The following is a 22201-nucleotide window of genomic DNA, read 5'->3' on the forward strand; positions in this document are numbered from 1 at the left end:
TTACGTTTATAGGTTACTATATATTTCTTTCATTCTTGCATTCACGTGAACCTTGTCGAAATTTTCCATCACGGCTACGTTATGTGAGCCCATGGCTCTGCGGTCGATTTCGGCCTTTGCCATCATTCGATCAAGGGCTGTCACAAGTGTGGAAGCATCCTTGGAATCGAAAAGATATCCGCCTACGCCTTCTTCAATCAAATCCACATTTCCGCGGATACGGCTGCAGACAACTGGCATGCCCACTGACATAGCCTCCATCAATGCAACCGGAAGTCCTTCCTGATGAGATGGGAACACGTAAATATCGCTGGCTGCAAATACATCCGCTACGTCGCTTCTAAAGCCAAGCATCTGAATCTGCTCCTGAAGCCCAAGCTCGTTAATCTTGTTCTGAAGCTCCTCCGCGATTTTGCCTCTTCCGGCGATAAGATATTTAATCTTGTAGTCTTTGCCGGCATCCTTCATCTGTTTCAAGGCTTCAAAAACTTCCATGTGGTTCTTACGAGGAATCAGCTCGCCCACCGACAATAAAACGGTTGTTTCATCATCGATACCAAGCTCTTTTCTGATTCTTTCGCGACCGTCTGCACTGGCTACAAATTTGTTTGTATCAACGCCAGCACCTGGTACGTAAACCACTTCCTTGGCCTTGAACTTTTGAGCATTTTTATAATCTTCCTGATTGATGGTTATCAACAGGTCGGTAAATTTACTACAGTACTTTTCCACATTGTAGAACACCAACCAGTTCTTAAGTGGTGCTCCTTTGAAGAAATGGAAACCATGCGCTGCGTAAATAACCTTTGTGCCGTAAAGCTTTCTAGCCTTTCTGCAAGCCAGGCGGCAGATAACTCCGCCGATTGGCGACTGGGTGTGGACAATTTCATACCTGTTTGTCTCCACCTCGTGCTTTAGTTGCTTATATGCCTTGGAAAGCTCTGAAATATTGAAAATCTTTCTAAGACTGGCTGTCTCAATCACACGACAGCCAAGGTCATCAAGCATCTTTCTGCGAGTCTTCATAGCCTCCGGTGAAAGTGCGCTATCATCATCTGCCCAGCAACAAGCCACATCTACTGTGTAGCCAAGGTCCTGCAAAATCTTGATGTTATCGATATTGAATTGTGTCACCATATACGCTGTATGCGCATGCATCAAAGCTTTTTTACTTGCGGACATTTGCATTAACCTCGCCTTCAGCAACACCTTCTGTGGCATCCTTTGTAAAGATAACACGAAGGGTCATAAGGATGAGCTGGATGTCCAAGAATACTGAACATTTCTCAACGTAAATCATATCCAGCTTTAGCTTGTCATAGGATGTGGTGTTGTATTTGCCGTAAACCTGGGCGTAGCCTGTAAGGCCCGCCTTTACGTGAGTACGGAATGCAAACTCTGGCACATCCTTTATGTATTCTGCAATGATTTCTGGACGCTCTGGACGAGGGCCAACAACTGACATCTCACCCTTAAGGATATTGAAGAACTGTGGAAGCTCATCAATACGAGTAGCTCTGATAAAATGTCCAATTGGTGTGATTCTATCGTCGTTCTCGCTGGCAAGACGTGCCTTTCCATCCTTCTCCGCATCTGTAATCATTGAACGGAACTTCATGATTTTGTATTCTTTTCCACCAATAGTGCAGCGAGTCTGTTTATAAAAGACTGGGCCGCCGTCGTAATTGTGGATAAGTATAGCTGTCACAAGCATGACTGGTGAAGAAAGGATGATTCCGATAAGTGAAATCACGATATCACCGAGGCGCTTGAGTGTAGCTGAAATGCCATCCATTCCAACATTCTTGCAAAGGTAAAGAGGTGTATCGAAAAGGTTAACCTCCTCTGCGCCCTTGATAAGGATGTCTGAAATCTTTGGTGTGAAATATACACGCTTATCTGTTGCGAAGCAGGCCTTTACTATGTCGTTTCGGATTTCTGATGGAACGTCATTTACAAGAACTGCGTCGTAGTTTTCAAGCTCACGGATAATCTTATCAAGTGGCTCCATGCAGCTCATTTCGCCTGTGATTCGATACTTGTCTGCACGACGATTCATCTTGCGAACAAGGTCGTTTTCGTATTCTCCGTAGATATTTAAAATTGTGAAAGGTGGGAACACTGCGCGATAAAGCTTTGTGCTGACATATGTAATCACAAGCACTGCAATAGCATCTGCAATTGTAAGCACGATGATGTATGCCAATGTCATCCACATCAACTGCTTGATACGTGTCATCAAAATTACGATTACAAATTCAAGCATGTTTACAAGTCCCATGGCAATGGCCTGAGACATTGTGAGGATTGATATTCTTCCACTTCCGATGTTGAAGCCTTTGAATGTGTTGATCATGAGAACTGTCAAAACCACATAAAGGCCGATCATTAAATAGTTACCGATACTCAAGAATCGCTGTGACATAAGCATCTGTAAACGCATATACCACATAACGCCAAAGAGCGTGGCTAGTACTGCGACTAAAACCACGCTACTTACGAAGCGAAACATTCTTTTGCCAGTTTCTATATTTCTTACGTTTTGATTCATAATACTCCTACTAGAAACTCTTATTCATGTCTACATATCCCTTGATTCCTGGAACTGAACCCTTGCTAGAGTACTGCCACATGTTCTTTCTTCCTGAATATGTACATGATGTATTGTATTGTGCAATCCATACGCTGCATGAGCTTGGCACTGAATTTGCATCCATCAAGCTTGTCATCCAGTTCTTGCTGCAGTAAACGCCTGCCTTATAGCCAGATGACTGAACTGTTGAAACGAATGCGTTGAGGATTGCCATTCGCTGTGCTGTTGAAAGTGAGCCCTGTCCACGAACCTTGTCCTCCATATCGATGAAGATTGGGTATGAACATCCGCCTGCTTTCTGAGCCATAGCTACTGCCATTGATGCTTCCTGAACAGCCTCTGCCTCGTTGAGGGCAGTTGAGTAAATGTAAACACCTACGCTTACTCCGTTGGCCTTGGCTCCGGACATATTCTTGTAGAAATATGGATCCTCATGGAGCTGTCCATCATACATACCTCTGTAACCGCAACGAACGATTGCAAATGAAACTGCTGACTTAGCCTGTGACCAGTCGATGTTTGCCTGATACTTAGAAACATCGATACCTGTTCCCTTGTTTGCTAAAACGCCATCTGTTCCGAAATCGTAGCTAACACCCTGGATTACCTGAGTGCCTGTTACCTTATTGCCGTTCTTGTCAAAGTAGTATGTATTGCCATCAATTGACTGCCAACCATAGTATGTATAGCTAGCTTCTTTGTAATAATACTTTTTGCCTTTTTCATAATCAGCTGCAGTTGCTTCCTTTGTGCACTGCTCATCAAGATAGAGCTGGTTGCCAGCTGCATCCTTAAGCTTTTCTGTCGAATCGCCTGAGCCGTATCCTGATACTGTATATGTAACAGCAAGTGTGTTATCTGTTGCTTTGTCTGAGAATGTTGCTACACCCTTAAGTGTGTAATCGCCATCCTTTGTAACTTTGAAAGTACCACTGCCGTTTGACATTGTAACAGCTGTACCATTTACTGTGACGCTACCAACATTTGCAGAAGCCTTGATTGTGAATGTGCCAGCTGAGTAGCTCATATCGAGGGTAGCTTCTTCTGTTACTGTATCTGTATTTGCTGCTGTCTTAATAATTCGAGCTGCAAGAGCAGTTGTTCTTACACCAAAATTATTAGCAGCTACAACAGCATTGGCTTTTCCATTTCTTCTAGCGTCTGTTACCTGCTCTTCTTCTTCAACTTTCTTATATGTAAATGTTACTTCGGTTGTACTTTCTGTAACAGTTACAGAATCCGAACATGTATAACCATCTATTTTCTTTGGAGTAATTGTTTCTCCAACTTTCTTTGAAACTGTTTCATCAGGTTCATTTACGCCTGAATAATGAATAGTTACTGATACAGTCTTAGGTTCTTCCTGCTTTTTTGTATATGTAAATGAGTACTCTGTCTGACCTGCAACCACAGTAGCTGACTCAGGACTAACTGTGTAGCCTTCTACTGGGTCAGGAGTAATGGTATCGCCAACCTTTACACCCGTTTTTGTTTCAGATGTTTTATTTGGGTGTCCTGTATACTTTAATGTAACATCAAATGTCTTTTCTTCTACAGGATTTGCCTTGTACACAAATGTAATAACAATGTCAGCATCTGCCACTGTGCCCTTTTTATTTGTAGCATCAGTCTTTAATGTATATCCTTGGATTGATGGAGCGCTTTCTTCGTAAGCTTCTCCAACATTCTTTGTATAAGTCTTTGCTGCTTGGATTTCTTTGTTGCTCTCATCCACATATTTAACTGTAATTGAGTGTGATGTAGCCTTCTTTGTAACATTATGTGTTACTTTTACTTTGCCCTCACCCTTTTTTGTAGCCTTGCTAGCTTTTGCATTTGACTTTGGAGCAACTGCCTCGGCCTGCTTAACCTCACCTGAGCCGTTTTCAACCTTCTTAGATTCAACGTACTCAACTGTGTCTGTAAGCTTGTTCTCTACTGGAACCTCTGCAGCGGCAGCCTTCTGTCCATCCTCGGAAGCCACATCCTTCTTAATCTGCTTTGTGATTTCCTTCTGAACCTTATACTCTACCTTGTCCTTTACATTGGCTGCAGTAGTGTATGTTACAGGCTCGTAGCTAACTTCTGTGTCCAAGTCGTTTACTAAGCAAAGTACATAGTCGCCAGCTTCCATATCTGTCTGAGTGATTACACCGTCCATATCATCATCTGTATAAACGGTACCTTCTGCCTCATTAACAGCTACTGTGTAAGCCTGAACTGCTGTCTCTTTATCAAGATATAAAAGATACAATGGATCTGAGCTGATATCTCCAGTCTGAGTCTCAACTACATCACCGTTTTCATCTGTAACAGTGACTGCTGCATTTCTATCCTGGAGGATCTGCATAATCTGGAATGAGTTAGTTGGTATTGTAACTGTTGCCTCATTGCTTGCAGTCTCTGTTGTATCCTCTGAAGTATCTTCTGATTCTTCTGAATCATCCTTAGAGAAATCAATCTCTTCTCCATCCACTGGGAGGGCATCGCTTTCTTCCTCAGAACCTGTTTCCTCTGTGTCTGTTGAGAAGTCGTAATCCTTTGTGTACTCAGCAATCTGAGCATCAATATCCTTGATTGCGTCAACATATGACTGGAGGCTTTCCGCATTTTCTTCAGTCAAAAGCTTTACTTCAAAAGGAATTCCTGTGATAGGATTGTCGTTCTCATCTGAGATGTAGATTGTCAAATCCTTCTCTAATGATTCACTTGTTATTTTTACATTAACAAATTCTGGGATATAGACATCATTATTAGCAGCCTGTTCTGTGACCTCTACAACCTCAACTGGCTCTTCATCGTCAGTCACGAGATTGTAAACACCATAGCCGCCTGCACCTGCCGCTGTAACACCAACAGCACTGGCAACGGCGATACTGGCCGCCTTATGCGATGCTATAAAGAATTTCAAACTCTCCCATAATTCTTCCATTTTATAATTCTCCCAAATAAAATCTTAAGCGTTGATATTTCTCTCTGCGCAGTAATCCTTGAAAGATGCGTTTACCTTATCTTTGTCTGAAAGGATTAAATCTGCCTCAGTCATACCCTCTGGGATTGGCCACTGAACAGCGATATCTGGATCGTTGTACATAAGACCGCCCTCATCGTTTGGATGATAGAAATCAGTAACCTTGTAGCAGAACTCTGCATAGTCGCTGACTACTAAGAATCCGTGAGCGAATCCCTTTGGAATCATGAACTGCTTTTTGTTCTCCTCTGAAAGAAGAATTCCGTAGTGCTTTCCAAATGTAGCTGATCCCTGGCGGAGGTCAACTGCTACATCATAAACTTCACCTTTGATTACACGAACAAGCTTGTCCTGTGGGAAGTTTTTCTGGAAGTGAAGTCCACGAAGTACACCCTTCTTGCTTGCAGACTGATTGTCCTGTACAAAGACATAATCAAGTCCTTCTGCTTTCATATCATTTTCGTTGTATGTCTCCATGAAATAGCCACGCTCATCACCAAATACCTTAGGAGTGATAACGCAAAGGCCTTCAATACCATTTACATTTTTCTCAACTGTAATTGCCATTTTCTTTATCTATACTCTTTCTAATTTTTTTATAAACCGTTTGATACGTCTACTAAGTATTTACCATATTCTGTCTTCATGAGTGGCTCGGCAAGCTTGAGGAGCTGCTCCTTGTTGATGAAGCCACGCTTGAATGCGATTTCCTCGATGCATGATACATACATACCCTGGCGCTTCTGGAATGTGCTGACGAACTCAGCAGCTGCAAGAAGCATGTCGTGGTTTCCTGTATCAAGCCATGCAAATCCACGGCCGAGTGTCTCAACGTGAAGATTTCCACGGTTTAAGTATTCGTTGTTAACAGCTGTGATTTCAAGCTCACCACGTGCTGATGGCTTGATTGTCTTTGCGATTTCTACTACTGAGTTGTCGTAGAAGTAAAGACCTGGAACTGCGTAGTTGCTCTTTGGCTGAGCTGGCTTTTCCTCGATAGAAATAGCTACTCCGTTCTCATCGAACTCAACAACGCCGTACTCTCTTGGGTCACGAACATAGTAACCGAAGATTGTTGCGCCTGGCTCTGTTTCTGTACGATGTGCTGCTGTCTGAAGCACCTTTGAGAATGACTGGCCATAGAAAATGTTATCGCCAAGTACAAGTGCTACAGCATCTTTTCCGATGAAATCTGCGCCGATGATAAATGCCTCAGCGAGTCCGTTTGGCTGCTCCTGAACGGCATACTGAATATCCATGCCAAGCTGGCTACCATCACCGAGAAGCTCCTTGAATACAGGAAGATCTCTTGGTGTAGAGATGATAAGAACCTCGCGGATGCCTGCAAGCATAAGTGTAGACAATGGATAATAAATCATTGGCTTATCATAAATTGGCATAATCTGCTTAGAGATAGCTTTAGTTAATGGGTATAATCTTGTGCCGGAACCTCCAGCCAATATAATTCCTTTCACTTAAAATTCCTCCTTTACGCAATCCAATGCAGCCATAACCACCTTGTCCATGTCGTAGTATTTGTACTGACCAAGACGGCCTCCGAAGATAACACCTGACTCGCTTGATGCAAGCTTTGCGTAGTCTTCGTAAACTGCATTATTTTTATCGTTGTTTACTGGGTAGTAAGGCTCAACGCCTGGCTGCCACTCGCTTGAGTATTCCTTTGAAATGATTGTGGTTGGCTGTGTGCCGAACTCAAAGTGCTTGTGCTCGATGATACGAGTATATGGCACATCGGCTGCAGTGTAGTTTACAACTGCGTTGCCCTGGTAGTTGTCACAATCGATTTTTTCTGTCTCAAATCGAACTGAGCGATATTCCAAATCGCCATAGCAGCTATTGTAATACTCATCAATCTGGCCTGTGAAAACAAGCTTATTCCAAGAAACCTGGCTACCGTCATTGAGAGTTCCCTCTGTAGACTTTGGTGCGTTTTCTACGCCGCCAACCATGTCGAAGAAATCCTGCTCAAGCACAACATCTGCGCCCTGAAGCATCTTTTCAACGATCTGAGTGTAACCGCCCATTGGGATTCCCTGGAATCTATCGTTAAAGTAGTTGTTGTCGTATGTAAATCTAAGTGGCAATCTCTTGATGATGAAAGCTGGAAGCTCGTCGCATGGACGTCCCCACTGCTTCTGTGTGTAGCCCTTAATGAGCTTTTCATATACATCTGTTCCTACAAGAGAAAGTGCCTGCTCTTCCAAATTCTTTGGCTCTGTGATGTTAAGCTCCTTGATCTGATCTGCAATCTTGGCCTTAGCCTCTGCAGGAGTCTTGATGCCCCACATCTTTGAGAATGTGTTCATGTTGAATGGAAGATTGTAAAGCTCGTCGCCATAAACGGCAACTGGGGAATTGATGTAGTTGTTGAACTCAGCGAACTGGTTCATGTATTCCCAAATCTTTTTGTCACTAGTGTGGAAGATGTGTGCGCCGTAAACATGCACATTGATTCCATCTTCTTCTTTTGTATAAATATTTCCAGCTATGTGGTTGCGCTTGTCGATTACTAGAACCGACTTACCTCTTTTCATAGCTTCGTAGGCGAAGGTTGCACCAAACAACCCTGCGCCTACTACTAAATAATCATATTTTTTCATATTATTTTCCTGAATACATATCTGTATAGTATTTCTGGTAATCACCGCTTGTTACGTTCTTCATCCACTCCTCGTGCTCGAAGAACCACTTGATTGTCTTCTTGATGCCTTCTTCGAAGCATGTCTCTGGATACCAGCCTACTGCAGCCTTAATCTTATCTGGAGCGATAGCGTAACGACGATCATGTCCCTTACGGTCTGTAACATACTTGATAAGGTTCTCAGAAACGAGCTCCTTACGTGGGTCTCCCTCTGGAAGCATCTCCTGAAGTGTGTCAAGGATGATGTGGATAATCTGGATGTTCTGCTTCTCGTTGTGTCCACCGATGTTGTATGTCTGGAAGAGCTCACCCTGCTCCTGAACCATATCGATTCCCTTAGCGTGATCCTCTACGTATAACCAGTCACGTACGTTCTTTCCATCACCGTATACTGGAAGGTCCTTGCCCTGAAGCGCATTGTTGATGATAAGTGGAATGAGCTTCTCTGGGAACTGGTAAGGGCCATAGTTGTTAGAGCAGTTTGTAATGTTTGCAGGGAACTTGTATGTATCCATGTAAGCCTTTACAAGCATGTCTGATGAAGCCTTTGAAGCTGAGTATGGTGAATGTGGATCGTATGGGCTTGTCTCATAGAAGAAAGCGTTGTCATCATCTGGAAGTGATCCATATACTTCGTCTGTTGAAACGTGAAGGAACTTCTTGCCTTCCTTGAATGTGCCATCTTCAAGCTCCCAAGCTTCCTTTGCACAGTTAAGCATTACAGCTGTACCAAGTACGTTTGTCTGTACGAAAACTTCTGGGTTCTTGATTGAACGGTCAACGTGTGACTCAGCTGCGAAGTGAACAACTCTGTCGATGTCGTTCTCAGCAAAAATCTTGCGGATAGCTTCCTTGTCGCAGATATCAGCCTTTACGAATGTATAGTTATCGCGGTTTTCAACGTCCTTGAGGTTCTCAAGGTTACCTGCGTATGTAAGCTTATCTACGTTGATGATACGGATTTCATTATCATATTTCTTAAACATGTAATGAATGTAATTTGAGCCGATGAAACCAGCTCCACCAGTTACTAAATATGTTCTCATTTTAATCTCCTTTTTGGCGGGCAAATCACTTAGATATTCTATGATATTTGCCCGATTTAAATCACATTAATAATAATATATTTATTAAACGCGTGAAAAAGGTTTCATGCGTCCATTAACGGTTTATGCGAGGTACTCGCGGAGGGCGTCTTTCCAGTCGGCCATCTTGTAGCCGCTTGTAAGACGAAGCATGTAGTTGTCGAGGATGCTGTAGTGAGGTCTGTCGGCACTAGCTGGGTTCATCTTTTTGTATTCCTCGCTAGTAACGTGGTTAACCTTTACATTGATGCCCTTAAGCTTGAAGATTTCCTCTGTGAAATCTGCCCAGTTTGTGTCACCTTCACATGTGCCATGGAAGATACCATAGTTTTCTGTAGGCTCAAGGTGATGAATCATGCGGGCAAGCTCTACTGCAGATGTTGGCGAACCAAGCTGGTCGCAAACAACTGAAAGCTCGTCATGTGTCTCAGCAAGAGAAAGCATAGTCTTAACGAAGTTCTTTCCATCGCCGTAGAGCCAAGCTGTACGTACGATAAACCACTTGTCTGCAAACTGCTGAACGAACTTTTCACCTTCGTATTTTGTCTTGCCGTAAGCACTGATTGGTGATGGCTGATCAAACTCTGTGATAGGCTTTGTTGCATTGCCAGGGAAGACATAGTCTGTGCTGACATGCACAAGCTTTGCTCCAACCTTTGAAGCTGCGATAGCCAAGTTTCTTGGACCAAGTGCATTAAGCTTGTAAGCAAAATCCCAGTCCTTTTCACAGCCATCTACGTTTGTAGCTGCTGCGCAGTTGATGATGACATCTGGCTTCTTATCTTCTACGAAGCTAAGAACTTCTTCCAAATCCATAATGTTGAGTGGAGAAATCTTTTCTCCCTCTACTACGTCTGTGAGTATGAATTCTACTTCATTTCCATACTCTTTCTGAATGGCACGACCAAGCTGGCCGTTGCATCCTGTTACTAAAATCTTTCTCATTTTATTTCCTCTTTAACTTTATGCAAATTATTTGCTATTTTAAATGTCTTTAGCTTTCGCTATAAGACGATTATAAGCACTAAACATACTGCGAATTGAGGCACGAGTAATATTTGAGCTTACGCCAACGCCAAATGTGGTGTTGCCATGACGCTCGTCGCGCATCTCGATGTATGCTGCAGCCTTTGCTCCAGAACCCTGTGCTTGAGCAAGTGTATGCTCGGTGTAGTCAATAAGTGAGAAGTCAAGCTCTGGTACGCACTGCTTAATTGCAAGCTTAACAGCATCGATAGGACCGTTTCCTTCAGCCTCTGAGTGGAATTTCTCTCCGTGGTAGCTGAAGTCAAGAATAGCAACTGTATCGTCTGTATCCTTGTCGTCCTTGATAACAACATATTCCAGTGTGAGTGGCTCCTTGTTTTCCAAGTACTGAGACTTGAACGCCTCCATAATGCGCTGAGGTGTAACCTCGCCGCCCTGCTTTTCTGAAATGTACTGAACAACATCAGCAAATTCACGCTGCATCTTCTTTGGAAGCTTGAAGCCGTAAACTGTATCCATAACGAAAGCAACGCCGCCCTTTCCAGACTGGCTGTTGATACGAACCACTGGCTCGTACTTTCTTCCGATATCGGCTGGGTCGATTGGAAGATATGGCACCTCCCAATACATATTTTGGCGACTGCGCATTGCAGAAACGCCCTTGTTGATTGCATCCTGATGTGAACCAGAGAAAGCTGTAAATACAAGCTCGCCTGCATAAGGATGTCTTGCATCGGTAGGCATCTTTGTGACTCTCTCACATACCTCCACGATTTCTTTTATATCATCAAGCTCAAGCTCAGGATCAACACCCTGAGAGAACATGTTGTAAGCAATTGTAAGAATATCTACATTACCTGTACGCTCACCATTTCCAAGAAGTGTGCCTTCTACGCGGTCCGCACCTGCAAGAAGTCCAAGCTCCGTGATAGCAACGCCTGTACCTCTATCATTGTGAGGATGAATTGAAAGGATGATGTTATCTCTGTCTTTGAAGTGAGTGCTCATCCATTCAATCTGGTCTGCATAAACATTTGGTGTGTTCATTTCTACTGTGGCTGGCAGGTTGAAGATGATAGGTGCATCTGTTGCATGATTCCATGTATCCTGAACAGCTGTACAAATATCAAGAGCGAACTCAACCTCTGTGCCTGTGAATGATTCTGGTGAATATTCAAGCTGAAGGTTGCCGTTGTAACGGTCAAGTCTGTCCTTTACCATCTGTGTGCCTGCTTTGGCAATTTCGATAATCTCTTCTTTGTCTGCATTGAAAACCACATCTCTTTGAAGAGTTGATGTGGAATTGTAAATATGGAAAATAACATTTGGTATTCCCTGAATAGCCTCGAATGTGCGGTCAATCAGTTCCTCGCGGCACTGAGAAAGTACCTGAACCTTAACATCTGAAGGGATTTTATTTTCCTTAACGAGTTGTCTTAAAAAGTCAAATTCTATTTGGCTTGCTGCAGGGAAGCCAATCTCGATTTCTTTAAAACCAAGTTTTAGTAGGAGGTCGAATAGTTCCATTTTTTCGTCGACATTCATTGGCTCGACGAGGGCTTGGTTGCCGTCACGTAGGTCTACTGAGCACCAAATTGGAGCTTTGGTAATCTGCTTGTTAGGCCATGTACGCTGTGGAAACTCTAACACTGGGTTTGCTTTGTAACGCTTGTAGTTCAACATTATTCTTCCTCCTAGTCTTGTATCTCGCATGCCCCAAAGACTTTCTCTCGCTTGTTATGTTCTACTTTAGTTGGTTTCTCGCCTGTTACTATCACAAGCATGATGAATTCTCCGGTCAACAACACGTTTCCCTTGAGAATTATCATAGCTTGTTATAGACAGGCTATTTTAACCTATGTGTCAAACATAAAAAGCTATTTTTACTCTTAGTACATGCTACTTTTTGTCTATGTATGAATTTGTTGAACAAGACCATTTTTTGATGGGCTTGTAACAAAATCATTAACTGTAAATAATAACTATTCTCCGAGTCCTCCCTCGATAGAATTGACGATATCCTCCAAGGCTGCAGCTTCGTCCTCGCCATCGCAGATGATAGTGATTTCTTCGCCGGCTTTGACGCATGCTCCCAGCACTCCTAGTACTGATTTCGCATTCGCCTCGTAATGATTATCAGTTGTGAATGTAACCTTAGAAGTATATTTCATGGCAGTCTCGCATAAGACCCCTGCTGGTCTTAGGTGCAAGCCTGTGGCATTAACAATCTTTACTTTTCTTGAAACCATATCAAATATCCTAGTTTAGTTTACAACATTGTGTTAGTAATCAATTCAGCCAATGCGTGTGCATCTGCATCGATTTCTTCCTGATTCTTGCCTTCAATCATAACACGAACGAGTGGCTCTGTGCCTGATGGGCGGATGAGTACACGTCCTTCGCCAGCGAACTTAGCCTCAAGCTCGCCGATTGCCTTTGCAATTTCAGGATACTCCATGTAGCTTTCCTTCTTGTGGTTTGGGACCTTGGCATTAACAAGTGCCTGAGGTAATACTTCCATAATAGAAGCAAGCTCAGAAAGTGACTTGCCTGTCTCCACAAGAACTCTGAGTAAGTGAAGGGCTGAAAGGAGTCCGTCACCTGTGGTGTTGTCATCTAAGAAGATAACGTGACCACTCTGCTCGCCGCCGATATTATAACCGTTTGCAAGCATATTTTCCAAAACATATCTATCGCCAACCTTTGTTGACTCAACATTGATGCCCTGTTCCTTTGCCATCAAAGTGAATCCAAGGTTTGTCATTACTGTAACTACACATGTGTTTTTCTTAAGTGTGCCCTTATCCTTCATGTGCTTTGCGCAGATAGCCATTACCTGGTCGCCATCAACAAGACGTCCCTTTTCATCTACAGCAAGCATTCTGTCGGCATCGCCATCAAATGCAAGACCGATGTTAGCATTCTCTGCAACAACACGAGCCTTAAGCTCATCCATGTGTGTACTTCCGCAGTTTGAGTTGATGTTTGTGCCGTCTGGATTGTTGTGGATTGTGATAAGCTCTGCACCCATCTCTGAAAGGCAAGCAACGCTAGTTCTGTAAGAAGCGCCCTCTGCACAGTCGATAACAATCTTTAATCCTGACAAGTCCATAGGTACTGTCTGCTTTAAGAAATCAACATACTCACGGCCAAGGTCGAATCTGAAATCTACCTTTCCGATTTCTGCGCCTGTTGGAAGGCTGATACCCTTCATATCGCTCTCGATGAGCTCCTGAATTTCGTCCTCAAGTGCATCTGAAAGCTTGAAGCCTTCACCGTTGAAGAACTTGATTCCGTTGAATTCCATTGGGTTGTGGCTGGCAGAAATAACAACTCCTGCATCTACCTTATGCTTACGTGTTAAGTAAGCGATTGCTGGTGTAGGAAGAACTCCTACGTAAACTGCATTAGCACCAACTGAGCAGATACCACTCATAAGTGCTGAAGCAAGCATTGTTCCTGAGATTCGTGTATCGCATCCTACGATGATTGTAGGCTGATGTGATGCTTCTTTTGTAAGTACATAAGCGCCTGCCTGGCCCAAAGCCTTTGCAAGCTCAATAGTAAGTTCTGAGCCAGCAACTCCTCTGACTCCGTCTGTTCCAAATAATCTTCCCATATTACTCCTCTGAATCTTCTGTTGCCGCTGATGTATCTTCAATAACGGTAACTGTCACCGATGTATTTTGAATGGTGACCCCTTCAATATTTTCAAACTGAACCACAACTGTCTGTGATTCTCCAACTGTAAGGTTGGTGCAGTCAATTGTGCCTTTGATGCTGCTTGCATTCAAAGCTGAAAGTGCATCGGATGTACCGAATACATTGACTGTCACTGAAGAAGCATCCAGTGAAACTGCAAGCCCTTCAGGAATGTTTGTAAGTGAAATGTTGTCTGCGCTGACTTCTGCTGTGGAAGCTGTTTCGCCAGACATCAAAACATATATTGTAACCTTTGATGACGAGCCATCTGCCAAAGTAATGCCTTCAGGCATGTAAGATGAAATATCTACCGTGGTGGTAAATGAACCAGTCAAATCTGAAAGGTTGATAACTGTATCAGGTATAGTGATTGAAGTGACATCATTAAGGGCTGTCGCCTCTCCCTTTATACCAACTGATGAAGGATCAGTTTTAATGGAATCAAGAGTCAGGCTACTATCAAGCGTGCCGCTTGTCTTGACTACTAAATCCACAGTTTTGATATTAGAGAAGGTAACACTAACACTAACTGTAGACACCGAAAGCGTAAGTTCCTTTGAATCCACTTCTTCGCCTTCAGAATCATAGAACTTAGGAATAACACTCTCTGTGAAGTTGCTTGTAACACCTGTGATGTTGGCTGAAGCAACTACTTTATCAATTGTAGAAACCACATCCTCAGGACCAGTAACTGTGATAACAGTAGGGCTGCTTGTGACAGAGTCTACTGTCAGGCCAGTTTCAATTGTACCTGTAGTCTGTGCTTCGATAACAAAGCGTTCTGTCTGCTCATCCTCAAGAACTACATATAGGTAGTTTTGCTTGCTTGAGATGGTGATGTAGTTTGCATATGATTTTGCCGCAATTGTGACAGGGATACGCTCCTCATTTTCCAGACTGTTCATATCTGCTGTAGCAGAGAAATCTGAAGGAGAAAGCTTTTCAATGATGGAACGCTTTGCAGTAACTCGGAAGCTGACTGTGTTGACGCCATCCTTTATTTCATAAAGCTTTCCTGCCTCCTTTAGGACATCTGCATTGGTGACTGTAACAACAGCCGTGAATGTCCTAGTCTGGGTTGGGTCGTCGATATTTACAACAACCAGCCAAAGCAGGAAGGAAAATACTACTGCTAAAATCTTAAGTCCTACGTCCTTTGTAAGGGCATTAATAATTTTTTGCTTCATGCCATACCTCCTTCCGAAGTATTGGCTGTGCCGTCCTCTTCAACATCAGGATTCTGTATGCGCTTAAGCTCTGCAATAAGCTCATCCTCCTTGACGTCGCGAACGATGCGTCCCTCTCTTGCGTATGATACTGTTCCAGTTTCTTCTGAAACAACAATTGTAAGGGAATCGGAAACCTCACTGATACCAACAGCTGCTCTGTGGCGAGTTCCCAAATCCTTTGATAAAGCCATATTGTCAGAAAGAGGAAGGTAGCAAGTTGCAGAAACAACTCTGTCTCCTCTGACGATAACAGCACCATCGTGAAGTGGTGTGTTTTTCTCGAATATATTGATAAGGAGCTGTCTGGTTACGAGAGCATCCAGACTGATTCCTGTTCTTTCGAATTCTGTAAGCTGCATATCGTTTTCGACAACAATAAGTGCACCGGTTTTAACTGCTCCCATTTCGTAGCATGCAGAAACCATACCGGTGATGGTTGAGTCGTCGAATTTCTTAGCACCTGGCTTGAGCAGGTTCCAAGTGAAAAGTGATGTAATTTTGCGTCGACCGATTTGTTCCAATGCGCGACGAAGCTCTGGCTGGAACACTACAATCAACACTGTGACAGCAACTGATACTAATTTCTCGCCCAACCAGAGGATAGTGTTCATCTGGAAGATCGCTGCAAGCACAAAAAACAGCATGATAAAAATGACGCCTCTAATAAGCATCCAAACCCTGCTGTTTTTCACCCATACCAATAAGTGATATACGAAGTATGCAATTATGAAAATTTCAATTACATCTGTAATGGAAACATCTGGAATATTTACATTGAAATAATCATCGATGAAGGCATCTACAGCATTGACAAAATCAACCAATGATCCACTTCCTTACTACCCTGTCGGGAATTATATTTTCTTTACTTCTTTTTCTTCTTCTACAATTCTGATCTTTGGTACTGCAGTTACATAATAGTAATAATCATCATCCTCAAACTGAACCTTTTCAATTCGTGAGTAGTCCAAATCAAGAATGAAGTAATTCAAAATGAAACCTACAACTAAGACGATAATATTGCCAAGGATGAGCCCTGGAATTTCGCCCTTTTGGCTAGTAAGTAAAAATCCTGCAATCATGATAATGAACTCTACGGCTACGCCTGCAAAGTTTGCAACTATCCATGACATATTGATGCTAGCCTGACGAAGTAAATAAACAACTAAAAACATTGCAACCATGGCAGCCAAGAAGAAGTAGAACATCTTGCTCTTAAGAAGCTGCTCATTTAATAAAGAAAAGACTGAAACATCGCTAGTCTCATCAAGGATTGCAGCTGCATTGTTTTTGATTACGTGTAAGTAGTATGCGGTAACTGTTCCGCAGATAACTGAGCAAAGCTCGTTGATATTTGACATAAGGCCAGTGCCAAGTGCCATAACATATGGTGAATGGAATGAATAGCACACTGGAACCATGACCATATTGTAAGTATTTTTGCTTCTAAAATATGCACAAACGAGATAGCCAATGACCACCAATGCTAGTGCAACAAGAGCAACCTGAGCACCAAGCTCCGCTAAATCAATCAATAAAACTAACAATAAAATTAGGGAAACACCCTGAATAGGGAAAAATGCGCTTATTATGGTAATGATAATAGAAACCCAAAGCTGGCTAACTGTATCATTGTAGCCAAAGTTGGATTTGATGCACATAAGACCTACGAAGGCAATAAGTGCGCTCCATATTTTCAAAAAAATCATTTCTCTGGAGAGAATGAATCTTCTAATGTCATCTCGTAATCTGATAAATGCGTTCATTTTATATTGATCCTTTAGTATATTTCTTCTTTGTTTCTAGCAAGTAATGGTTTGGTCTGTTGAGCTTCATCCTCGTACATGAGGTTGAGCTTTGAGTATTTAGCTGCCAATTCTTTGATGAGACGTTTGCCCATTCTGTACTGCTTTGCAGCCCTGCGACGGGTATTGTGAACATGTACGATGATGTACAAAGCGTATACCAACAACCCGATTAAAATCATAAGTAAAATATACATTGTGGTGATATTCTCAAGGACATTGCCTGTAATATACAAAACAATTCCTACATAAATAACCGCAAAAAATACTGTGCCGGCGAGGAAGCCTCCCCAGCCATGTAGAGCTATGTATTCTTTTTTGGAGTAGCGAAGCATAGGCTGATATTCAGGGCCTAATTCCTTTTCGAAAATGGCCATGGATGTCATGTGCTTTACGCGCTCTTCATTTATCATAACAATCCTCTCATCTTTTTACCTAGTAATACAGAATGAGTATAGCATAAAATTGGCTGAAAAAGAAATACCCACTAGCTTTTGCTAGCAGGTATTTGAATTAATGCACTATTTTTCAAGGAAACGCATCTTATTTTTATTATCTGGTTTTTTCTTTGGCTCCTCAATTGGCTTTGGTTTTTCAATAGATTGAGCCAGAGAATTTGCCATAGTATTTTTACAATTTTCGCAGAATCTACCGGTTTTGATACTAGCGCCACAGTTTTCGCACTCGATACCAATTGGTGAATCGTCAGTAAACTGTAATCTTTCCTCACGAATCCACTGACGAAGCTGATTTGTGCTAACTTCATTGTCTTCTGAAATCTGCTGAATGCTAGCACGTGGATTATCCTGGATATAACTCTTTACCTCCTGGAACTTCTTCTCCAAATCGTCGCGACATGCAGGGCACATGTTAGGATTGCCTCCTATATAATTGAACAATCTGCCACAAGTTCTACAATTACGTACCTCCATAGATGATTCCTCCTACTTTAGTCGCTGCACTCGCCAATGCAGACGCACATACCAAATACCTCTTTTACTCCCCCACTCTTCAACACCCTGGCCACTTCGTCCATCGTTGTGCCAGTTGTGTAAATATCATCAACTATAAGTACTTTTCTAAATTGTACAACATTTCCCGTTATTATAAAAGCTTTTAACAGATTTTTCTTTCTTTTTGTACTATTTAGTTCTTTCATTGCAACAGTATCTCTTTCTCGTCTGACAATTTTATCAGCGATGGGTATGCCTGTTGCCTTACTTAGCGCCTTTGCAAATACCTCTGCCTGGTTGTATCCACGCTTCTTTTCTTTGGGGCCGTACATGGGCACCGGAACAATAACATCTACATTAATGGCCTTTAGCCAGCTGCCATAATTTTTCATTGCGTGAGTTGCAAAAACTTTGCCGTAACATCTCCTATTAGAATACTTGAAGCGGTACATGGCTTCCTTCATGCCGCCTGTGTATCTGAACACTGCCTTTGCCTGATCAAAATGATGCTTGTTTTCCTTACAATTATTGCAGAATTCTTCTGACGGATTATTGATAGGGCCGCCGCATTTTATGCAATAGGTACCTCCCACCAGTTTCACTTTTGGGGCGCATTCCTTGCAGATTCCCATATCTTTTTCTATTTTTAATAAAACTTTATCGCAAGCCACACATCGTTTTGGATATAATAACTCTAGGCAAAAGTCTATAATACCTTTGTCGAATTGTTTCATAAGACTCCTATTTGACTAATTTGGGATTTCTAATTATTATTTAGTAACTGAATCTTTGAAAGGAACAATATGAAAAAAAGATTTTTAAGCATAGCATTAGCTGCTACTCTCGGTCTTTCAACAGTTGCCTGTGGAAGCAACAACGAATCCGAGTCTGAAAAAGAAGTTAATGAAGAATCCACTGAGGATTCATATCAATATAATATATCAGCACTCTTATCCGAAGACAATACCTACAATGAAAATCTACTAAAGGGCTTTTCTGATGCCCTTTCAGATTATCTAGGTGATGAGCACTTTGTAATCACTACATCTTCTGTATCAGAGGATGCAGACAGTGAAACCATTGCAAAAGATGCAGTAAAAAACGGTTCGGATATGATTTTCACTGCTGGAAAGCAGACACTTTCATCAGCAACATCTGCTACAGATACCATTCCAATCATCGCCACTGGAATTATCGATTTCAAGGGCACACTTAGAATCGCCAGCCTTGATGGAAAATCCTGGGACAAAACTACAGGCAAAAATGTTACCGGTATCAGCAGCAAGCCAAGCATCGTTGACCAGGTATCTCTTATGATAGAAGCAACTGACGATTTACAGACTGTCGGCATTTTCTTCTCACCAGAGGACACCGATGCCATCTATCAGAACGAGATTTTCGAAGCATATCTGGATCAGGCGGGAATCCCTTGGAAGGAATATTTGATTCCAGCATCTGATACAGCAACAGATTATGCAGCGGAGGAAGAAGCACAAAATTCCACAGCTTTGACTCCTAGTAAATTCGTTGCATTCTCTGCAAAAGAGGGAATGGACAACAATGTAGTTGCTCTTAACGAGGACTCTGTTTTAGGTTTGAATTCACCATCATCTACACGAGTTGCTCTTCAGTCAGATTTCTGGACTGGTGGCAAGGTAGTTCGCACATCAAGCAAGGTTGATGATGAGACTTCGGAGGACGCGGAAGAATCAGAAGAATCTGGTGATTCGGATAATACTAAATCTTCAAGCAGTTCATCATCTGAGGAATTGGAAGATGAAATCACTCTTGAGTCTCGCATCCAAGAAGCATGCGATGAGTGTTCAGCAATTTACATCCCATTTGGCAGCATGCTTACAGACCAGATGGATGTTATCGGAGAAATCGCTACCGAATCAAAAGTTACTGTTGTTGCCGGAGACACAACAATCGGTGAAAACGCACTTGTAACACTTTTCTCTGACCCATATTCACTTGGATATGCTGCCGGCAAAAAGGCAGTGCGCGTATTCAACGGAGACGATATTACAACAATCAAAATCGGCTACGGAAGCGCAGATGATTCAGTTAAGCTATACAATGGAAAAATCGCTGAGGAATTTGGAATGGAATTCCCTAAGTCATTCAGCGAAATTGACGAATTTTTAAGCACATATGTGTACGGCAGCAATACCGCCCGCTATTCTATTGCAGGAGAATAAATTCATGATTTTACATGTAATCAAATCCAAAATATATTCAGGGGCAGAAAATGTTGTCTGTCAAATTATTAAAGGTCTTTCAGATCGTGAGGAGTTCATTTATATGGCTCCTCATGGTCCTATAGAGGACAAGCTCAAATCTATCGGTCTATACGACAATTACTACGGCATCGATAAGCTTGATGTCGCTTCAATAAAGGCAGCTGTTGAAAAGTTTCATCCAACAGTGGTTCATGCCCACGATTTCACAGCTAGCGTTCTTTGCGCCTTTGCGCTTAAGGGCAGCGTGCCTATCATTTCCCATCTACACAACAATCCACCATGGATTCAAAAATTTCATTATAAGACCATTTCTTATCTAATGGCTTGCAAGTATATTGACCATATTTTGATGGTTTCTGATGCTGTCAGAGATGAGTATCGCTACACCAGCAAGATTAAGTGCCCTATCACTATCGTGGGAAATCCTTTTTCTGTGGATGGGGTTAAGGCTCAGGTGAAGCAGGAGCTTTTTGAGGCTGATGGTTCTGGCGGTTCGGGTGAAGCCGTCAGTTTGGTTGGTTCTGGGGCTGATGTTTCAGGTGGCACCGGGTTTTGGGATGTTTCGGAGTTTCAGCGCTACGACAGTGATTTACTTTTTGTGGGACGTCTTACAGAGCAAAAGAATCCTATGCTTGTGCTTGAGGTTGCTAAAGAGTTAGCTGAGGCCGGACTAGTGAAGCGAGTTCGAATTGTAGGTGATGGTGAGTTGATGCCAGAGCTTCAGCAGTTCGTTACTAATGCAGGACTTTCTGATGTGGTTGTTTTGGAAGGATTTAAGAAAAATTCTTATGACTATATGGCATGCACAGAAGTTTTAATGATGCCTTCAAAGTGGGAAGGATTTGGGCTAGTTGCACTTGAGGCAATGTCTCTTGGCGTTCCTGTTGTCAGCACAAATAGCGGCGGACTAGTGAAAATCATGGATGATAGCTGTGGCTTCGTCTGTGAAGGCAAGGATGAATTTGTGGCTGCTATCACATCTCTTCTGACTGATGCGGATTTATATGCCAGCAAATCTTCTGGTGCAACCAAGCGTGCCATGGAATATAATAATATCGATGAGTATTGCGGAAAGCTGCTAGACATTTACAGATCATTTCAATAGAAGGTATGATGGCAGTCGCAATGCTGTTTAACAATCATTATTGGAGATAATTTATGACAAAAAAAGAATACAAGGAATTACTCAGAAGTGATTTTTTAAGATATTCGAATGATGATACTTTTATCGGCCGTTTCAAGGCCTATAAAATGAAGCCTGGCTATGCTTGGAGCTACTGGTACAGAAAGCTCTGCTACCAGAATTCACATAGCTGGATGAAGCCTCTGGCCTTCATCACCAGGCTTCGCTTTCATAGTGTTGCTGTTAAATATGGTATCGATATTCCAAGCCACATCAAGCCAATTGGGGCGGGGTTCATGATTGATCATTTTTCATGCATCGTCATTCATGTGGACGCTGTCATCGGAAGCGGCGTCACAATCCGCCAGGGCTGCGTTGTTGGCACAAACGGCCGCGGCGTGCCAGTGATTGAGGATGGCGTAGACATCGGCGCCGGCGCAGCAATCATCGGGCCTATCACTGTAGGCAAGGGTGCCCGCATCGGCGCCAACGCAGTGGTTGTTCACGATGTCCCTGCCGGAGCCACAGTTGTTGGCAACCCAGGGCATGTAGTGAGCAAATAGCTGCGCCTCGGACGATTGTTATTCGTCGTGGGTCGATAGGATGACTATATATTTCTGTGATGAGTGGGAATATATAGTCATTTTTGTTGTGTTCTGACTGTTTCTGACTATATATTTTTATTAGTTTTAGTATATATAGTCATCTTGACTCTTTTGGACTATATATTTTTAAATTCTTTAGATTTATATAGTCATGAAGGCTGATTTTGACTATATATCCTCAGCTTTTCTTGTTTTATATAGTCATAAGCTGCTGTGTGGGACTATATATTTATCTATTGTGTG

General features: G+C 42.5%; 20 protein-coding genes. 3 read left to right on the forward strand and 17 right to left on the reverse strand.

What is annotated here, in order from left to right:
• Positions 1-6: 6 nt before the first annotated feature.
• The 17 genes from BMY66_RS10695 to BMY66_RS10775 all read right to left on the reverse strand — a co-directional run bounded on the left by BMY66_RS10695 (position 7) and on the right by BMY66_RS10775 (position 18721).
• Positions 7-1182, reverse strand: coding sequence for a glycosyltransferase family 4 protein (locus BMY66_RS10695; protein WP_177175656.1), 1176 nt, complete (start codon positions 1180-1182; stop codon positions 7-9).
• On the reverse strand, positions 1169-2551 hold the full coding sequence (locus BMY66_RS10700; RefSeq protein ID WP_090395166.1) for an exopolysaccharide biosynthesis polyprenyl glycosylphosphotransferase: 1383 nt from the start codon (positions 2549-2551) through the stop codon (positions 1169-1171). Before BMY66_RS10700 ends, BMY66_RS10695 begins: the two co-directional genes overlap by 14 nt.
• A 10-nt stretch (positions 2552-2561) precedes the next feature.
• Positions 2562-5525 carry a GH25 family lysozyme gene (locus tag BMY66_RS10705; protein WP_090395167.1) on the reverse strand — a complete coding sequence of 988 codons (2964 nt, stop codon included), beginning with the start codon at positions 5523-5525 and terminating at the stop codon, positions 2562-2564.
• A 24-nt stretch (positions 5526-5549) separates the two neighbouring features.
• Entirely contained in the window at positions 5550-6131 is a 582-nt protein-coding gene (rfbC, locus tag BMY66_RS10710) for a dTDP-4-dehydrorhamnose 3,5-epimerase (protein WP_074789944.1), read from the reverse strand.
• Positions 6132-6160: 29 nt separating this feature from the next.
• A complete protein-coding gene (gene rfbA / locus BMY66_RS10715) occupies positions 6161-7039 on the reverse strand; it encodes a glucose-1-phosphate thymidylyltransferase RfbA (protein ID WP_044938848.1) in 879 nt (292 codons plus the stop codon).
• Positions 7040-8185, reverse strand: a complete 1146-nt coding sequence (gene glf / locus BMY66_RS10720; RefSeq protein WP_044938851.1) for a UDP-galactopyranose mutase — start codon at positions 8183-8185, stop codon at positions 7040-7042.
• A gap of 1 nt (position 8186) precedes the next feature.
• The gene (gene rfbB / locus BMY66_RS10725) at positions 8187-9272 is read right to left on the reverse strand and encodes a dTDP-glucose 4,6-dehydratase (protein ID WP_044938855.1); all 1086 of its coding nucleotides are present in this window, start codon (positions 9270-9272) and stop codon (positions 8187-8189) included.
• Positions 9273-9395: 123 nt separating this feature from the next.
• Entirely contained in the window at positions 9396-10256 is an 861-nt protein-coding gene (rfbD, locus tag BMY66_RS10730; RefSeq protein WP_090395168.1) for a dTDP-4-dehydrorhamnose reductase, read from the reverse strand.
• A gap of 39 nt (positions 10257-10295) precedes the next feature.
• Positions 10296-11981 (reverse strand): 2-isopropylmalate synthase, encoded by a 1686-nt coding sequence (gene leuA, locus BMY66_RS10735; RefSeq protein ID WP_090395169.1) that lies wholly within the window; start codon positions 11979-11981, stop codon positions 10296-10298.
• A 299-nt stretch (positions 11982-12280) separates the two neighbouring features.
• Positions 12281-12547, reverse strand: a complete 267-nt coding sequence (locus BMY66_RS10740; protein WP_044938863.1) for an HPr family phosphocarrier protein — start codon at positions 12545-12547, stop codon at positions 12281-12283.
• Positions 12548-12567: 20 nt separating this feature from the next.
• On the reverse strand, positions 12568-13917 hold the full coding sequence (gene glmM / locus BMY66_RS10745) for a phosphoglucosamine mutase (RefSeq protein WP_044938866.1): 1350 nt from the start codon (positions 13915-13917) through the stop codon (positions 12568-12570).
• 1 nt (position 13918) lies between these two features.
• Positions 13919-15187 carry a CdaR family protein gene (locus BMY66_RS10750; RefSeq protein ID WP_049960428.1) on the reverse strand — a complete coding sequence of 423 codons (1269 nt, stop codon included), beginning with the start codon at positions 15185-15187 and terminating at the stop codon, positions 13919-13921.
• Positions 15184-16053: a diadenylate cyclase CdaA gene (cdaA, locus tag BMY66_RS10755; RefSeq protein WP_044938869.1), complete on the reverse strand. Its 870-nt coding sequence runs from the start codon at positions 16051-16053 to the stop codon at positions 15184-15186. The genes BMY66_RS10750 and cdaA overlap by 4 nt, the downstream gene beginning before the upstream one ends.
• A 30-nt stretch (positions 16054-16083) precedes the next feature.
• Positions 16084-16995: a hypothetical protein gene (locus BMY66_RS10760; protein ID WP_090395170.1), complete on the reverse strand. Its 912-nt coding sequence runs from the start codon at positions 16993-16995 to the stop codon at positions 16084-16086.
• A gap of 14 nt (positions 16996-17009) precedes the next feature.
• Entirely contained in the window at positions 17010-17447 is a 438-nt protein-coding gene (locus BMY66_RS10765) for a hypothetical protein (RefSeq protein WP_044938874.1), read from the reverse strand.
• A 108-nt stretch (positions 17448-17555) separates the two neighbouring features.
• Positions 17556-17966, reverse strand: coding sequence for a FeoC-like transcriptional regulator (locus BMY66_RS10770; RefSeq protein WP_044938876.1), 411 nt, complete (start codon positions 17964-17966; stop codon positions 17556-17558).
• Positions 17967-17983: 17 nt separating this feature from the next.
• Positions 17984-18721 carry a ComF family protein gene (locus tag BMY66_RS10775; protein ID WP_090395171.1) on the reverse strand — a complete coding sequence of 246 codons (738 nt, stop codon included), beginning with the start codon at positions 18719-18721 and terminating at the stop codon, positions 17984-17986.
• Between the two features lie 69 nt (positions 18722-18790).
• Between BMY66_RS10775 and BMY66_RS10780 the strand changes: the two genes are divergently transcribed.
• The 3 genes from BMY66_RS10780 to BMY66_RS10790 are packed head-to-tail and all read left to right on the forward strand — an operon-like array spanning position 18791 to position 21916.
• The gene (locus BMY66_RS10780) at positions 18791-20188 is read left to right on the forward strand and encodes an ABC transporter substrate-binding protein (protein WP_090395172.1); all 1398 of its coding nucleotides are present in this window, start codon (positions 18791-18793) and stop codon (positions 20186-20188) included.
• Positions 20189-20192: 4 nt separating this feature from the next.
• Positions 20193-21335, forward strand: coding sequence for a glycosyltransferase (locus BMY66_RS10785; RefSeq protein ID WP_177175657.1), 1143 nt, complete (start codon positions 20193-20195; stop codon positions 21333-21335).
• A 53-nt stretch (positions 21336-21388) separates the two neighbouring features.
• Positions 21389-21916, forward strand: coding sequence for a serine O-acetyltransferase (locus tag BMY66_RS10790; protein ID WP_049960429.1), 528 nt, complete (start codon positions 21389-21391; stop codon positions 21914-21916).
• The last annotated feature ends 285 nt before the right edge of the window (positions 21917-22201 follow it).

It is taken from the genome of Pseudobutyrivibrio sp. C4 (genome assembly GCF_900111635.1).
GTDB lineage: Bacteria > Bacillota > Clostridia > Lachnospirales > Lachnospiraceae > Pseudobutyrivibrio > Pseudobutyrivibrio ruminis.

Coding starts and splice junctions, on each gene's coding strand:
- rfbB (WP_044938855.1), bottom strand. CDS start 9,272: ATGAGAACATATTTAGTAACTGGTGGAGCTGGTTTCATCGGCTCAAAT.
- leuA (WP_090395169.1), bottom strand. CDS start 11,981: ATGTTGAACTACAAGCGTTACAAAGCAAACCCAGTGTTAGAGTTTCCA.
- glmM (WP_044938866.1), bottom strand. CDS start 13,917: ATGGGAAGATTATTTGGAACAGACGGAGTCAGAGGAGTTGCTGGCTCA.
- BMY66_RS10765 (WP_044938874.1), bottom strand. CDS start 17,447: ATGATAAATGAAGAGCGCGTAAAGCACATGACATCCATGGCCATTTTC.
- BMY66_RS10760 (WP_090395170.1), bottom strand. CDS start 16,995: ATGAACGCATTTATCAGATTACGAGATGACATTAGAAGATTCATTCTC.
- BMY66_RS10780 (WP_090395172.1), top strand. CDS start 18,791: ATGAAAAAAAGATTTTTAAGCATAGCATTAGCTGCTACTCTCGGTCTT.
- rfbC (WP_074789944.1), bottom strand. CDS start 6,131: ATGGCAATTACAGTTGAGAAAAATGTAAATGGTATTGAAGGCCTTTGC.
- BMY66_RS10770 (WP_044938876.1), bottom strand. CDS start 17,966: ATGGAGGTACGTAATTGTAGAACTTGTGGCAGATTGTTCAATTATATA.
- BMY66_RS10750 (WP_049960428.1), bottom strand. CDS start 15,187: ATGAAGCAAAAAATTATTAATGCCCTTACAAAGGACGTAGGACTTAAG.
- BMY66_RS10775 (WP_090395171.1), bottom strand. CDS start 18,721: ATGAAACAATTCGACAAAGGTATTATAGACTTTTGCCTAGAGTTATTA.
- BMY66_RS10695 (WP_177175656.1), bottom strand. CDS start 1,182: ATGTCCGCAAGTAAAAAAGCTTTGATGCATGCGCATACAGCGTATATG.
- glf (WP_044938851.1), bottom strand. CDS start 8,185: ATGAAAAAATATGATTATTTAGTAGTAGGCGCAGGGTTGTTTGGTGCA.
- BMY66_RS10785 (WP_177175657.1), top strand. CDS start 20,193: ATGATTTTACATGTAATCAAATCCAAAATATATTCAGGGGCAGAAAAT.
- BMY66_RS10740 (WP_044938863.1), bottom strand. CDS start 12,547: ATGGTTTCAAGAAAAGTAAAGATTGTTAATGCCACAGGCTTGCACCTA.
- BMY66_RS10790 (WP_049960429.1), top strand. CDS start 21,389: ATGACAAAAAAAGAATACAAGGAATTACTCAGAAGTGATTTTTTAAGA.
- BMY66_RS10700 (WP_090395166.1), bottom strand. CDS start 2,551: ATGAATCAAAACGTAAGAAATATAGAAACTGGCAAAAGAATGTTTCGC.
- BMY66_RS10705 (WP_090395167.1), bottom strand. CDS start 5,525: ATGGAAGAATTATGGGAGAGTTTGAAATTCTTTATAGCATCGCATAAG.
- rfbD (WP_090395168.1), bottom strand. CDS start 10,256: ATGAGAAAGATTTTAGTAACAGGATGCAACGGCCAGCTTGGTCGTGCC.